Source organism: Micromonospora sp. NPDC000663, assembly GCF_042898105.1.
GTDB lineage: Bacteria > Actinomycetota > Actinomycetes > Mycobacteriales > Micromonosporaceae > Micromonospora.
Window position 1 is genome coordinate 242,941 of record NZ_JBIAYR010000002.1, and the last position, 13,026, is coordinate 255,966.

Consider the following 13,026-nt stretch of genomic DNA (forward strand, 5'->3'; position numbering starts at 1 on the left):
CGCCACGGCCGGAGCCGGTCGGCTCAGGCCCTCCTGTCTCGAGTGGCCCGGTCCAGAGCACGGTCCAGGACGACCAGCAGGGCGTCCCGCACCGAGAGCCGGTCCCGGGCGTCGAACTGCACCAGAGGTACATGATCACCGATGGCGAGCGCCCACCGGATCTCGTCGAGTTGCAGGGCCAGCCGCCCGTCGAAGGCGTTGACCCCGACCACGAACGGCAGCCCGGCCTGTTCGAAGAAATCGACAGCCGGGAAGCAGTCGTCCAACCGGGCGCTGTCCACGACCACCAGCGCGCCGAGCGCCCCACGGGCCAGGTCGTCCCACATGAAGCCGAACCTGGTCTGCCCGGGCGTGCCGAACAGGTACAGCTTCAGACTGCGGTCGATGGTCACGCAACCGAAGTCCATCGCCACAGTGGTGGTGGTCTTGGTCGACCGGGTGCCCGGGTCGTCGACGCCGATCCCGGCGGTGGTCATCTCGGCCTCGGTGGTGAGCGGCGCGATCTCGGAGATCGCCCCGACCGTTGTGGTCTTGCCGACCCCGAACCCACCGGCGACCAGGATCTTGACCGGGACCGGTGGTGCGGCCGGCCGGTCGGCGGGCTGCGGGGTCGCCCCGCTGACGGCCGGCGGCAGGTACGGCGGCGGTGCGGCAGCCGGCGGGCCGGTGCGTCCGAGCAGGGGGCCGGTGCCCGGCTGCATGCCGTAGCGGGCGGTGGCGCTGTTGCCGGCGGGACCCCCCAGCGGGGCGACCGGCCATTCAGGAGATCGCACGGAGTCCATCAATCACTCGCAGGATGAGATCGGGGTCGTACGCTTCGTCGGAGTCGCTGACGTGCACGTCCAGGTGCCCGGCGGCGCGCAGGTCGCCGACCAGGACCCGGGTCACACCGAAGTGCAACCGGGTCCGGGCCGACAGCTCCGCCACCGAGATCGGCTCGGCGCAGAGCGCGATGATCGCGTGGTGTTCCGGCGCCAACAGCGTGTCCTGCGCGCCGGTCCACCAGCCGCTCTCGGAGCGCACTGTCACCTGCGTCTCGAGGCCGATCGCCGGATCGGCGCCGGTGACCCGCCCCGAGGTGAGCACGAACGGCCGGGGAGCCGCCGGCCGAGCACCGCCCGGCTCGGACTGCGTCGCCGCCGGCGCGGCGTCCCCGCCCGGGGGCGTACGCAGGTAGGGGCGGATCCGTACCCCGGGTTCCGGGTCCGGTTCCTCGGCAGCGACGTCGGGGGTCATTGCTGGACGGCGTTCTTCAGTTCGACGATCAGCCGTGGGGTGAGGGCGTTGCCGGCCCGCCCGGCGAAGAGAGTCATCTCGTACGCGACTGTGCCCAGGTTGGCCGACCGGTCGGCGACCACACCGAGCACGGAGCCGCTGCTGATCGCGCTGATCAGCAGGTAGCCGTCGGCCATGTCGACGATTACCCGGTTCAGGCCGCCGAGGGCGTACCAGCTGGCCGCGCCGCCGGCGAGGCTGGTCATGCCGGAGACCACGGCGGCCAGTCGCTCCGCGTTGGACCGGTCCTTGATCGCCGACATGGCCATCAGCAACCCGTCCGAGGAGACCGCGATCGCCTCCAGCACCCCGGCCGTGCTGGAGGTGAAGGAGTCCAGCAGCCAGTTGAAGGTGCGCGCCTCCGGACTGAGGTCACCGGCGGCGCCTGTCGGGTTCTGGTGGTCGACGTTGTCGTGCACAAAGGGGCTGGTCACCGTGATGATCCTTCTTCGTTCCGGCGGTCTGGGCTGACTTCGCGGAGAGCACGGGCGACGCCCGCCTCGAACTCGGTGATGAGCTGGCGCACCTCGGCGGGGTCGCCGAGGTGCGTGCTGGCCGGCGGGCAGGGCGGGGTGACCGTCAGGTTCGCCCCGGGGACCCGTCGACTCAGCAGGGGCCGGTCGGGAGCCGCCGGCCCGCTCCGCTCGGCACGGCGTACGCCGGACTGGAAGGCCTCGACGAGCGCGCGGGCCGCCGCCGGGTCGGCGGTTGTGGCGTCCGCCGGCTTCGACGGGGCGGTGGTGGCGGTCAGGCTGGCCCCGGGGACCCGCTGTCGGATCCGGGGGTTGGCCGGCGCACCCGAGGGCTCCGGGCGCGGCGACGCGGGCGTCTCCGGTTCCGACTGGTCGGCGCCGGCGCCGAAGGCGTCCCAGGACGGGCCGGTCTCCAGGCTGCGGGTCGCCCGGCTGAGCAGGTCGGCGTCGACGTGGACGGTGGCGGTGGCCGCCGCCGCGAGAGCCGGGGCACCGCGATCCGGCTCGACCGTCCGGTCGGGCACCGCGACCCGGGCCACGACGGCGCCGACCGGGTCCGCGCGGCGCAGCACAAGCGACTGCGACGGGATGTCGACCTGGGCGGTCACCCCGCCGCCGGGGGTGGCGGCGAGGCTCACCTCCCAACCGTGACGGCGGGCCAGCCGGCCCACCACGAAGAGGCCGAGCACCTCGGTCGGCGCCAGGTCGAGCCGTTCCCGGCGGGTGAGCCGGACGTTCTCCTCGGCCAGCCGCTGCTCGGACATGCCGATGCCGTGGTCCACGACCGTGATCCGGGCGCCGAGCCCGGACGTCTCGCCTGTCACCAGCACCCGGGTGTGCGGCGGGGAGAAGACAGTGGCGTTCTCCATCAGCTCGGCCAGTGTCAGGACGAGGTCGCCGACCACCGCCGGCGCGGCCGACACGCCCGCCGGGACCCGCACCTCCACCCGGGTGTAGTCCTCGATCTCGCCAAGCGCCAACCGGACGACGTCGGCCAGCGGCACCGGCGCGGTGTGCGCGTCCGCCCCGGCCGACCCGGAGAGCACCACGAGGCTGCCGGCGTTTCGCCGCAGCCGGCTGGAAATGTGGTCGAGGCGGTACAGGTGTTCCAGCCGGCCCGGGTCTGCCTCCTGCTGCTCCAGCCGGTCGATCAGCGCGATCTGCCGGCCCACCAGGTTCTGGGTACGCCGCCCGACGTGGCCGAACATCTGCGCCACGTTGCGCCTGCCGACGACCTGCCGTTCGACGAGCTGGGCGGCGGTGCTCTGCACCCGGTCGAAGGCCCGGGCCAGGTCGCCGATCTCGTCGTTGGCCCTGATGTCCACCGGCTCCAACCGGACCGACTGGGAACTCTCGGTCTCGTCGTCGATGACCCGCACCAGCTCCGCCTCGGCGACCCGGGCGACCCGGTCGGCGGAGCGGGTGAGCTGGGTCAACGGCCGCGCCACCGTACGCGCGACCGCCGCGCTGAGCAGGACCACCAGCGCCAGGATCAGCGTCGCCGCGGAACCGACCAGGTACGCGGCGGTGAGCGCCCGCCGCTGCTCGGCGGTGACCTCGGCGAGGACGTCGGCGACGAGCTTCTTCTCGACGAACTGGCCGAGCCGGATCATCGTGCGGACGGCCGGGAAGAGCGCGTCCATCGGCACGTCGCGGACGGCACGGGCGGGGTCCCGGGCGCTGGTGACCAGGAAGTCGGGGCTGGTACGCGCGGCCACCGCCGCGTCGTTGAGCTGGGACACCTTGAGCTGCTCGGGGGTGATCAGGCCGCGGAAGCGCTGGTTGTCGACCTGGAGGGCGGCGATGCACGCCACGTAGGCGGCGGTGGTGTCAGGCGTGCCGATCGCCTTGACCAACAGGCTCAGGGTGGCGCAGGCGGCCAGGCCCTCGTCGGCGCGCAGCAGCCCGTCGAGGGCGAGCACCTGGCGGCCGGGCAACGTGTCGGTGTCCACGCCCACCACCAGCCGCAGCGACGCGATCATCCCCATGTTGACAGGGCCGAACGCGTCCATCACCTGGCCGGGGTTGACGGCACGGGCCAGCACGGCCGTACGCAGGTCGACGAGGCTGGACACCCGGCCCAGTGCAGTGTCGACCTGATCGGTCAACGCGTCACCGCCCGTGGCCCGCAGGTCGGCCACCCGGTCGTCCACGTCGGCGGACTTGCGGATCACCTCGGCGCGTTCGACGCGGCCGAGCAGGAAGCCGACGGAGAGGATGCGTTCCTGCTGGAGGTCCTGGACGAGGCTGCCGACCCGGCTGGAGAGGCGTACCCGGTCGGTGATGTCACCGGCGCGCTGGGCCGCGGCGACCCGTTCGAGCACCACGGGCACGGCGAGGCCGACCATGCTGAGCAGTGGGATCACCACGAGTAGCGCGAGCTTGCCGCGGATCCGGAGCCTAGCGAGCAGCATCGAACGGCCCCCACGGGGTGACTTCCGCCTCGCGGGCCGCGCCTACCGGTTGCAGTGCCCGCTTGTCGCTCGGCCGTCCCGCGCCGATCGGTGGCTGCCAGGCGTCCGCCGCCGCTGGTTCGTCGGGGGCGTCCGCCTCGGGCATGCCGGCGCGGCGGCGGGCCCGGCGCTCGGTGGCGATCAGCAGCGCGGCCAGCCAGCCTGCCAGCAGCACGAAGACCACCACAGCGCCCGCGATGATCCAGCGGTCCCGGTCCAGGTCGTCGACCCGGTCGGCCAGCAGGGCGTCCAGCTCGGCGAGGATGACCGGCTGGAGCTGCCGGGCCGCCGTGTGCGTGTTGATCCCGGCGGCGCCGAGCCGGCCCGCGTCCACCTCTGTGGTTCCGCCGGCCGGCTGTGAGTACGCGGCCAGCGCCTCCACGGAACGCTGGTAGTTGTCCAGCGGGGTCAGCACGTTGGCGCCCAGGTCGGTGCTCTCCGACCCGTCCACCGCGGACCTGAGGTTGTCGACCAGGTCGTTGGCGGGGGCCAGGGCGGACACCCGCAGCGCGGTCAGTTCCAGCAGGCCGCGGGACTGCTCGGCGGCCGGTCGGCGGGCGAGGAGGGTGCCGAGGTCGGCGAGCCGGCCCGCGCCGACCACCGCCTCGGGCAGTTCCTGGCCGGCGCTGTCCTGGAGGAAGAACGAGTCGGCGGCGGGGTCGCGGACCAGCCCGGAACTCTCCCGGACCTTGCGGTGCAGGGCCAGCAGCAGGTCGGTCGCCTCGCCGTACGCGGTGAAGGCGGCGGCCGGGTCGGCGGGGCCCCGGGCACGCAGTGCCTCCAGCTTGGCCCGCAGCCCCGCCCAGCGTTCCTGGCTGCGCAGTTCGACGCCGATCCGGGCGTCCACCGTGGCGGCCTTCTCGACGGCCCGGGCCAGTGCCTCGCCGGAAGCGGGGCGGCCGCTGACCGCGGCGGACTGGGCCTCCACCAGCGCGTCGGTGACCGGGGCGAGGGCGCGCAGGTACTGCACGCCGAGCCGTTCCCGGGCGGCCAGGTCCCGGTCGTCGCCTGTGTGCTGCCAGGTCTGCGCGAGGAGCAGGCCCATCGGTGCCAGCAGCGCCACGACGAGCAGCAGCGGAAGCAGCCGGCCCATTGTGGAGTGCCGTCGACGGGCCCGTGGTGCGGGGACTGCCATGGTGTGTCTCCTCCGGCGTCGGGCTGGGGGCGGCACGGTGGGCTTCGCCGATGGGGTCCCGTGCACCGGACCGGAAAACTAATCGAACCTCGGTGGTCCGGACCGTTGTCGACGAGTCGGCTTTGCGTCAGTACGGGCGACGTCACGGTTCGTCCTGGTGGACAGCACGCTGCGTTCTGTCGATGGGTGTGACATGGAAGCATCGAGGGGGATATCTGAGGAAGATCGGAATTCACGGGATCCGAACTCAACTCGCTGGGCCGCGTCCGACGATGCGCGGTCGCACCGGTCCGGATCACCGATCGGGGCAACCGGACAGACGTACGGCGGATCTCAGCCAACGCTCAGGCTGCGGGCCGTACCGTGTGCCGCATGAGATCGCCGTCGCCGGCCGCGTGGATCCGGCGTGCACTGCCCACCCGCCGCCGCGCGATCGCCGCAACAGTCGTCGTCGTCCTGCTGGCCGCCGCCGTGACCTGGGCGGCGTGGCCGCAGGGGTCGGGCGTACGCACCGAGAGCGCGATGCTCACCGTCCGCTCCGGACCGGCCGGCGACCAGCCGGTGGACCTGGACACCACCTTCTACCTGCCGGCCGACGCGTCGCCGGGGCGGAAGGTGCCGGCGGTCCTTCTGGCGCACGGGTTCGGCGGCACCAAGGAGTCGGTGCGCTCGGACGCGAAGGAGTTCGCCGGGCGCGGTTACGCCGTACTGACCTGGACCGCGCGGGGCTTCGGCCGCAGCGGCGGCGAGATCCACCTGGACAACCCGGACTACGAGGTGCGCGACGCCGAGCGGCTGCTGGACTGGCTTGCTGCCCGCCCGGAGGTGCGTACCGACGCGGCCGGCGATCCGAAGGTCGGTGTGGTCGGCGGCTCGTACGGCGGCGGGTTGGCGTTGCTGCTGGCCGCCCAGGACCGTCGGGTCGACGCGATCGTCCCCATGATCACCTGGAACGACCTGTCCCGGGCGTTCCTGCCGGAGAGCACCGGCGGGGCGCCTACCGAGGGCGTGTTCAAGAAGGGCTGGGCCGGTCTCTTCTTCGGCGGGGGCGGCAACGTGGGCAGCGGCCCGGCCGGACTGTCAGGTGCGACGGCCGCCCAGCCGGAGGGCGCGCCGGCGTCGGCCGGACCGCCCAGCCCCGGCCCCGGTGCCGGCCCGGGCACCGGCCCCGGTGGCGCTCCCACCGGTGCCGCCGACCCGTCCTGCGGACGGTTCGCCGCCGACGTGTGCGCCGCGTACCTGCGGATCGCCACCACCGGCCAGGCCGACCAGGCCGCCGTGGACCTGCTGCGCCGCTCCAGCCCGGCGGGCGTACTGGACAAGATCAAGGCGCCGACCCTGCTGGTGCAGGGCGAGGCGGACACGCTCTTCCCCCTCGGCGAGGCGGACGCGAACGCGAAGGGCATCGCCGCCGCCGGCACTCCGGTGCGGGTCGCCTGGTTCACCGGCGGGCACGACGGCGGCGCCGGCCCCCGCTCGGACTCGGACCGGGTCAAGTTCCTGACCGTGCAGTGGCTCGACCACTACGTCAAGGGCGAGGGCGACGCGCCGGGCGACGACTTCACCTGGTCGCGGATCGCCGGCTTCGACGCGCTCGATCGGGGGCTTGTCGCCACCGGTTTCCGCCGCGCCGACTATCCGGGCCTCGCCGGCACCGGCCGCCGGGAGGTGGTGGTCGCCGGTCCGGCGCAGCCGATCGCGAACCCACCGAACGGCAACCCGGCAGCCATCTCCTCGATCCCGTTCGCGGGCGGGCTCGCCTCGCTGCTGGACGGGGTGGCCGGTGACGTCCCGGGCCAGCACGCCCGCTTCGAGTCGACGCCGCTGACCGAGGCGGTGGACGTGGCCGGCTCGCCCACCGTCACCCTGCGGGCCGCGTCGCCGACCGGCGAAGCGGTGCTGTTCGTCAAGCTCTACGACGTCGACAAGGACGGCGCGGCCACCCTGCCGAACGGGCTGGTCGCCCCGATCCGGCTCACCGGGCTGCCGCAGCGGGTGCAGGACGCCCGCCCGGTCACCGTGACGCTGCCCGCGATCGTCCGTCGGGTGGAGGCCGGGCACCGGCTGCGGCTGGTCGTGGCCAGCTCCGACCAGGCGTACACCACACCTGCCGCGCCCACCGTCTACAGGGTGGCGGCGGACGGCGCCGTCAGCCTGCCCACTGTCGACGGCGAGCCCATCCCCACCACGGCGACGGTCTGGCGCTGGGTGCTCGCCGGCCTGCTCGCGGCGATCGCGATCGGGCTCGTCGTGGTCGTGGCAGTGGTCCGCCGCCGGCACCGCCGCCAGGACCGTTCGGTGCATCCGGAGTACGCGGACACCCCGCTGGCCGTGCGCGCACTGCGCAAGGAGTACGCGGACGGCTTCGTGGCGGTGTCGAACGTGGACTTCGAGGTGCACCCGGGTCAGGTGGTGGGTCTGCTCGGGCCGAACGGGGCCGGCAAGACCACCACTTTGCGGGTGCTGATGGGGCTTACCCAGCCAACCGCCGGGGAGATCTACGTCTTCGGCCGGCGGCTGGTGCCCGGTTCACCGGTGCTGTCCCGGATCGGCGCGCTGGTGGAGGGGCCCGGCTTCCTGCCGCACCTGTCGGGGCTGGACAACCTGAGGGCGTACTGGAAGGCCACCGGGCGGCCGTGGGAGGACGCGCACTTCGACGAGGCGCTGGAGATCGCCGGGCTGGGCGACTCCGTGCACCGGAAGATCAAGAACTACAGCCACGGGATGCGCCAGCGACTGGCCATCGCCCAGGCCATGCTGGGCCTTCCCGAGCTGCTGGTGTTGGACGAGCCGACCGACGGGCTCGACCCGCCGCAGATCGCCGAGATGCGCCGGGTGCTCCAGCGGTACGCCACCGACGGCCGGGCGGTGCTGGTCTCCAGCCACCTGCTGGCCGAGGTGGAGCAGACCTGCACGCACGCGGTGGTGGTGAACAAGGGCCGCATCGTGGCGTCCGGGCCGGTGGAGGAGATCGTGGGCGAGTCGCCGAGTGTGCTGTTCGACGTCACCGACCCGGTGGCGGCGCGGGCGGTGCTGGACCGGCTGCACGGGGTGACGGTGCTGCCGGAGAGCGACGGTCAGCTGGTTGTCGACACCAACGGCACGGCCCGCAGCGAGGTGGTGGCCGAGCTGGTACGCGCCGGCATCGGGGTGGACCGGGTGGTGCCGCGGCGGCGCCTGGAGGACGCGTTCCTCGCCCTGGTGGGCGAGAACTCTCGGGGAAGCGGTGACCGCTGATGGTTGTCTCTGGCGCGGGTGAGGCACGCGGCTACCGGCCGTCGGCCACCATGCCGTTCGCGGCGGAGTTCCGCAGGCAGGCGTCGCGGCGGCGGACCCAGCTGGCGCTCGGTTTCATGGTGCTGCTGCCGCTGATCATCCTGATCGCGTTCCAGTTCAACTCCGGTGGCGACGACGACAACGGCAACAACGAGTTCGCCAGCCTGGTCGACCTGGCCACCTCGGGCGGCCTCAACTTCACCCTGTTCTCGATCTTCGTGTCGGCGTCGTTCCTGCTGGTGGTGGTAGTCGCGCTGTTCTGCGGCGACACGGTGGCGAGTGAGGCGAGCTGGGGGAGCCTGCGGTACCTGCTGGCGATCCCGGTGCCCCGGGCCCGGCTGTTGACGGTGAAGCTGGTGGTCGCGCTCGCGTACTCGGGTCTGGCCCTGCTGCTGCTGGCCGGCACGGCACTTGTCGCCGGCACCCTGCGCTACGGCTGGTCGCCGCTGCGCAGCACTGTCGCGGCCGAGCTGGAGCCGACCGAGGGGCTGCTCCGGTTGCTGGCCGTGCTGGGCTACCTGGCGGTCGTACTCCTGGTGGTGGCCGGGCTGGCGTTCCTGCTGTCGGTGACGACGGACGCCGCGCTCGGCGCCGTCGGTGGTGCCGTGCTGCTGTGGATCCTGTCGAGCATCCTCGACCAGATCACCGCCCTGGGCGCGCTGCGGGACTTCCTGCCCACCCACTTCAGCACCGCCTGGCTGGGGCTGCTCTCGACGCCCGTGCAGACCGACGACGTGGTACGCGGCTGCATCTCCGCGATCAGCTACGCGACGCTGTTCTGGGGGTTGGCGTTCTGGCGTTTCACCCGCAAGGACATCACCTCATAGCGGGGCCGTGCGCCAGGCGCTTACGCCGATCCGGCCCGTGTTGCCCACGTCGATCGGCCCGTCCGGGTCGACGTCCTCGGACGGCTGCCCGGCGGAGGGCGCGACCCGCAGGTACGCCCCTGCGGTGGCCCGCACGGTCGAGTCGGTGACGAGGTTGCGCCACAGGACGGTGGCGACGGCCCGCTCGCCCTTCTGCAGCGTGAGCTGCTGGGGCGGCTGATCGAACCCCGACGTGATGTCCCCGGCCCCGTTCACCACTCGCAGGATGATCGGTTCGCGCTCCTCGTTCAGGACCCACAGCACGGGGTAGCCATTGAGCCGGTAGGGGCGGTCACCGCAGTTGACCAGCTCTAGGCCGAGGGCGCGTAGCCCCATCGCCGCGTCCCCTCCGGTCGACCGGATGCGCACACCGGAGGCCGGGCAGTCGGCGATCGGATCGACGCTCGCCGACGGGGTGGGACTCGGGGATTTCGGCGGAGGGCCGGTGGGGTCTCCGCCCTGGCCCCGATGGTCAGCGGGCGTGCAGGCGGCGAGCAGAAGAGTCGCCGCGACCGCCGCGCTGGTCCGTCGCCGTGCTGCCGTGCGGAGGGAGATCATCCCCCGATCCTCGCTCATGCGGGCGTCCCGCAGCCGGCCGGCCCCGCAGCCCGTCCGCGTCGGCGTGCTCGTGCCGTGCTCGACTAACCGATGCCTTCGACGGCGCGCCGGAACTCGGGAGGTGCGGCGGCGATGACGGTGTCCAGCGCCTCCCGCGACGCCTGCAGATCGTTGATGGCCTGGATGATCCGCCGCCGCTCCTGGGTCAGGTCGGCCAGCATGACCGAGCAGGTCGGCACGAGCCGTTCGCCCTCCTCCCGGACACACGGCAGAACGGCGGCGATGGTCGTGGTGCTCAGGCCGGCGGCGAGCAGACTGCGGATGCGCCGCACCACGCCGATGTCGGCTTCGCTGTACTCCCGGTAGCCGCTGGGTCTCCGCTCGGGCTGGAGCAGGTGCTGCTCCTCGTAGTAGCGCAGCAGCCGCTCGCTGACGCCGGTCCGTCGGGACAACTCGCCGATCCGCATCGCGTTCCCCCGTCCGCGTGTCGATTGATGTGTGCTGGCTCACTCCGTCAAACGGTGGACCTTCACATCGATGTGAGACTTTAGCATCGCGGCCATGAGGAAGAACCTGCTGTCGCTGGCCGCGCTCTGTGTCAGCGTCTTCATCATCGGAACCGCGGAGTATCTGATCGCCGGCATGCTGCCGCAGGTCGCGGGGGATCTGCGGGTGTCCGAGGCCACCGCCGGACAGGCGGTGACCGCGTACGCCCTCGGCGTGGTGATCGGTGGCCCGCTCGTCGCGATGATCACGTCCCGCGTTCCGCGCAAGGGCCTGGCGATGGTGCTGGTACTGCTGTTCGCCGTGGGCAGCGCACTGTGCGCGTTCGCCGGATCGTACGAGATGCTGCTGGTCGGTCGGGTGGTCTCCTCGCTCAGCCACGCCGCCTTCCTCGCGGTCGCGGTCGTGGTGGCGACGACCCTCGTGCCGGCCGGGAAGGTCGGTACGGCGATCGCTGCCGTCGCGTCCGGCTTCACGGTGGCCACCCTGCTCGGCGTCCCGCTCGGCGCGATCCTCGGCCAGGCGGCCGGCTGGCGCGCGCCGTTCCTCGCGTTGACCGTGCTCGCGCTGCTCGCCAACGTCCTGCTGGCGGCCGTCCTGCCGCGACTCGACGCGCCCACCACCGAACTCCGCGACGAGTTGTACGTCGTGACCCGCAGGCCGGTGCTGCTGTCGGTCGCCACCGCAGCGGTCGCCTTCGCCGGCGTGACTGTCGTCTTCACCTACATCGCACCGCTGCTGACCAGGATCGCCCATTTCTCCGCGGCGACCGTCTCCGGGCTACTGCTGGCCTACGGCGCAGGCAGCCTGATCGGCAATGTCGCCGCCGGACGACTGACCGACCGGTCGGTGGGCGCGACGGTACGCGGTGTGCTCGGTTGCCTCACAGGTGTGCTTCTCATGATCCCGTTCGCGGTCGTCTGGCAGCCGTCCGCCGTGCTCGCCGTACTGCTCCTCGGCCTGCTCGGCACCGCCATCATCGCCCCGCTGCAGGCGATGATCCTGCATCACGCCGGTAATGCGCCGACCTTCGCCGTCGCCGTCAACGTGGGCGCGATCAACCTCGGCGCCGCCGCCGGTCCGCCGGCGGAGGCCTGATCCTGGCCGCCGGCGCCGTGCGCTGGTCCGGCCTCGTCGGAGCAGCCCTGAGCCTGACCGGTCTCGCCCTGACCTACCTGATCCTGCCGCGCGGCTCCCGCCGGCCTGAGTCCGCGCAACCGCAGCCGTCCGCCGCGACGACCTGAAGGAGTCCTCGACCGTTCCGAGGGCCGCGATCGTGTCGTTCACGGTGCCGGAGCCGGCAGGGTCATGAGGCGTACCGCCGGCGAAAGGGGTCGAGCCGTTCCCGTTCCGCCGGGGTCCTACGCCCCACAGGTGGGGCAGCTCGACAGGCGTCCTGATACCCCGACCTGCGCTGGGCGCAACTTGACAGGGTGTACGGCCGTCTCGACTCGCGGTACGTTCGGTGCGGGAGCGCTCCCACAGAGCGATATGTTTCAGCCTGGGATTATCCCACCAGCAAGGAATTTATTAACTTCGATACATTCTTGGCCCACCATTGAAGAGATCTGTCCCCTTCGATGGAGGTCTCAATGAACGTCTCTCGGCTCGGCGGGCCGACCCTGTCCCTGTTCCGCATCGTGATCGGACTGCTGTTCACGTTGCACGGCCTGTCCTCGGTCTTCGGGTTGTTCGGCGGCAACCCGATGACCGGCAAGGCGATACCGCTCGGCACCTGGCCGGGCTGGTGGGCCGCCCTCATCCAACTCGTCTGCGGCGCGCTGGTGCTGGTCGGGCTCTTCACCCGACCCGCCGCGCTTCTCGCCTCCGGCTCGATGGCGTACGCCTACTTCGTCGTGCACCAGCCCGACGGCCTGTTGCCGCTGCGCAACGGCGGTGAGCAGGCAGCGCTCTTCTGCTGGTCGTTCCTGCTGGTCGCCGCACTCGGCTCGGGCCCGTGGGCGCTCGACGCGCTGCTCTTCCGTCGTCGCGGCGAAGCACCGTCGCCGTCGGTGGCCGAACCCAGCCCCGTGTCCGTCTGACCGCACCCGTGTCCGCGCGGCGTCGGAGCCTCGACGAGGCGGCTCCGGCGCCGCGCCCGGGCGGGGGCACCGTCGACGTGCGGCCGTCGACGATCCAGCCCGGAGCCGAGGATGCGACGTCAGGCCGGCGGGCGTGGGGTGAGGACAGCGTCCAGCAGGCCTGGGTAGAGCTGGTCCAGCTCGTCGCGGCGCAGCCGCACGTAGCGGCTGGTGCCGGCAGCGCGCGTGCGGGTCAGGCCCGCCTCGCGCAGCACCTTCAGGTGGTGGCTGCGGGTCGCCTTGGAGACGCCGAAGTCGAGGGTGCCGCAGGCTGCCTCGCCGTCCTCGGCGAGTGCCCGCACCATTTGCAACCGCACGTCGTCCGCGAGTGCGGCAAGGACGGCGGTGACAGGTACGTCGGTCAGGTCGGGTTCGTGCGGCTCCATGTGACCAGTGTAACCGTTG

Annotated in this window: 12 protein-coding genes; 4 read left to right on the forward strand and 8 right to left on the reverse strand. The window is 72.4% G+C overall.

The window, feature by feature from the left end; all coding sequences use genetic code 11:
* Positions 1-23: 23 nt before the first annotated feature.
* The 5 genes from ACFY1S_RS09785 to ACFY1S_RS09805 are packed head-to-tail and all read right to left on the reverse strand — an operon-like array spanning position 24 to position 5,336.
* Complete coding sequence (locus ACFY1S_RS09785; protein ID WP_387114964.1) at positions 24-782, reverse strand: ATP/GTP-binding protein; 759 nt, start codon at positions 780-782, stop codon at positions 24-26.
* Positions 760-1,236: a DUF742 domain-containing protein gene (locus ACFY1S_RS09790; protein WP_364372770.1), complete on the reverse strand. Its 477-nt coding sequence runs from the start codon at positions 1,234-1,236 to the stop codon at positions 760-762. Before ACFY1S_RS09790 ends, ACFY1S_RS09785 begins: the two co-directional genes overlap by 23 nt.
* The gene (locus tag ACFY1S_RS09795; protein ID WP_357982942.1) at positions 1,233-1,709 is read right to left on the reverse strand and encodes a roadblock/LC7 domain-containing protein; all 477 of its coding nucleotides are present in this window, start codon (positions 1,707-1,709) and stop codon (positions 1,233-1,235) included. The genes ACFY1S_RS09790 and ACFY1S_RS09795 overlap by 4 nt, the downstream gene beginning before the upstream one ends.
* On the reverse strand, positions 1,706-4,162 hold the full coding sequence (locus ACFY1S_RS09800; RefSeq protein WP_387114967.1) for a nitrate- and nitrite sensing domain-containing protein: 2,457 nt from the start codon (positions 4,160-4,162) through the stop codon (positions 1,706-1,708). The genes ACFY1S_RS09795 and ACFY1S_RS09800 overlap by 4 nt, the downstream gene beginning before the upstream one ends.
* Positions 4,149-5,336: a hypothetical protein gene (locus tag ACFY1S_RS09805; RefSeq protein ID WP_387114969.1), complete on the reverse strand. Its 1,188-nt coding sequence runs from the start codon at positions 5,334-5,336 to the stop codon at positions 4,149-4,151. The genes ACFY1S_RS09800 and ACFY1S_RS09805 overlap by 14 nt, the downstream gene beginning before the upstream one ends.
* A gap of 372 nt (positions 5,337-5,708) precedes the next feature.
* On the opposite strand from ACFY1S_RS09805, the gene ACFY1S_RS09810 reads away from it, so the two are divergent.
* Both ACFY1S_RS09810 and ACFY1S_RS09815 read left to right on the forward strand, forming a co-directional pair.
* Positions 5,709-8,573, forward strand: a complete 2,865-nt coding sequence (locus ACFY1S_RS09810) for an alpha/beta fold hydrolase (RefSeq protein ID WP_387114972.1) — start codon at positions 5,709-5,711, stop codon at positions 8,571-8,573.
* Entirely contained in the window at positions 8,573-9,439 is an 867-nt protein-coding gene (locus tag ACFY1S_RS09815; protein WP_364372786.1) for an ABC transporter permease subunit, read from the forward strand. Before ACFY1S_RS09810 ends, ACFY1S_RS09815 begins: the two co-directional genes overlap by 1 nt.
* Here the strand turns inward: ACFY1S_RS09815 and ACFY1S_RS09820 are convergent.
* Together ACFY1S_RS09820 and ACFY1S_RS09825 are read right to left on the reverse strand one after the other, a co-directional pair.
* The gene (locus tag ACFY1S_RS09820) at positions 9,434-10,036 is read right to left on the reverse strand and encodes a DUF4232 domain-containing protein (RefSeq protein ID WP_387114976.1); all 603 of its coding nucleotides are present in this window, start codon (positions 10,034-10,036) and stop codon (positions 9,434-9,436) included. The genes ACFY1S_RS09815 and ACFY1S_RS09820 overlap by 6 nt on opposite strands.
* 83 nt (positions 10,037-10,119) lie before the next feature.
* Positions 10,120-10,503 (reverse strand): MerR family transcriptional regulator, encoded by a 384-nt coding sequence (locus ACFY1S_RS09825; protein WP_387114979.1) that lies wholly within the window; start codon positions 10,501-10,503, stop codon positions 10,120-10,122.
* A gap of 94 nt (positions 10,504-10,597) precedes the next feature.
* Between ACFY1S_RS09825 and ACFY1S_RS09830 the strand changes: the two genes are divergently transcribed.
* Entirely contained in the window at positions 10,598-11,638 is a 1,041-nt protein-coding gene (locus tag ACFY1S_RS09830; RefSeq protein ID WP_387114982.1) for an MFS transporter, read from the forward strand.
* 494 nt (positions 11,639-12,132) lie between these two features.
* Positions 12,133-12,582, forward strand: a complete 450-nt coding sequence (locus ACFY1S_RS09835) for a DoxX family protein (protein WP_387114985.1) — start codon at positions 12,133-12,135, stop codon at positions 12,580-12,582.
* A gap of 119 nt (positions 12,583-12,701) precedes the next feature.
* Here the strand turns inward: ACFY1S_RS09835 and ACFY1S_RS09840 are convergent, their stop codons facing one another.
* Positions 12,702-13,007: an ArsR/SmtB family transcription factor gene (locus tag ACFY1S_RS09840; RefSeq protein ID WP_387114988.1), complete on the reverse strand. Its 306-nt coding sequence runs from the start codon at positions 13,005-13,007 to the stop codon at positions 12,702-12,704.
* Between the last annotated feature and the right edge of the window lie 19 nt (positions 13,008-13,026).

Coding starts and splice junctions, on each gene's coding strand:
- ACFY1S_RS09785 (WP_387114964.1), bottom strand. CDS start 782: ATGGACTCCGTGCGATCTCCTGAATGGCCGGTCGCCCCGCTGGGGGGT.
- ACFY1S_RS09790 (WP_364372770.1), bottom strand. CDS start 1,236: ATGACCCCCGACGTCGCTGCCGAGGAACCGGACCCGGAACCCGGGGTA.
- ACFY1S_RS09800 (WP_387114967.1), bottom strand. CDS start 4,162: ATGCTGCTCGCTAGGCTCCGGATCCGCGGCAAGCTCGCGCTACTCGTG.
- ACFY1S_RS09805 (WP_387114969.1), bottom strand. CDS start 5,336: ATGGCAGTCCCCGCACCACGGGCCCGTCGACGGCACTCCACAATGGGC.
- ACFY1S_RS09810 (WP_387114972.1), top strand. CDS start 5,709: ATGAGATCGCCGTCGCCGGCCGCGTGGATCCGGCGTGCACTGCCCACC.
- ACFY1S_RS09815 (WP_364372786.1), top strand. CDS start 8,573: ATGGTTGTCTCTGGCGCGGGTGAGGCACGCGGCTACCGGCCGTCGGCC.
- ACFY1S_RS09820 (WP_387114976.1), bottom strand. CDS start 10,036: ATGATCTCCCTCCGCACGGCAGCACGGCGACGGACCAGCGCGGCGGTC.
- ACFY1S_RS09825 (WP_387114979.1), bottom strand. CDS start 10,503: ATGCGGATCGGCGAGTTGTCCCGACGGACCGGCGTCAGCGAGCGGCTG.
- ACFY1S_RS09830 (WP_387114982.1), top strand. CDS start 10,598: ATGAGGAAGAACCTGCTGTCGCTGGCCGCGCTCTGTGTCAGCGTCTTC.
- ACFY1S_RS09835 (WP_387114985.1), top strand. CDS start 12,133: ATGAACGTCTCTCGGCTCGGCGGGCCGACCCTGTCCCTGTTCCGCATC.
- ACFY1S_RS09840 (WP_387114988.1), bottom strand. CDS start 13,007: ATGGAGCCGCACGAACCCGACCTGACCGACGTACCTGTCACCGCCGTC.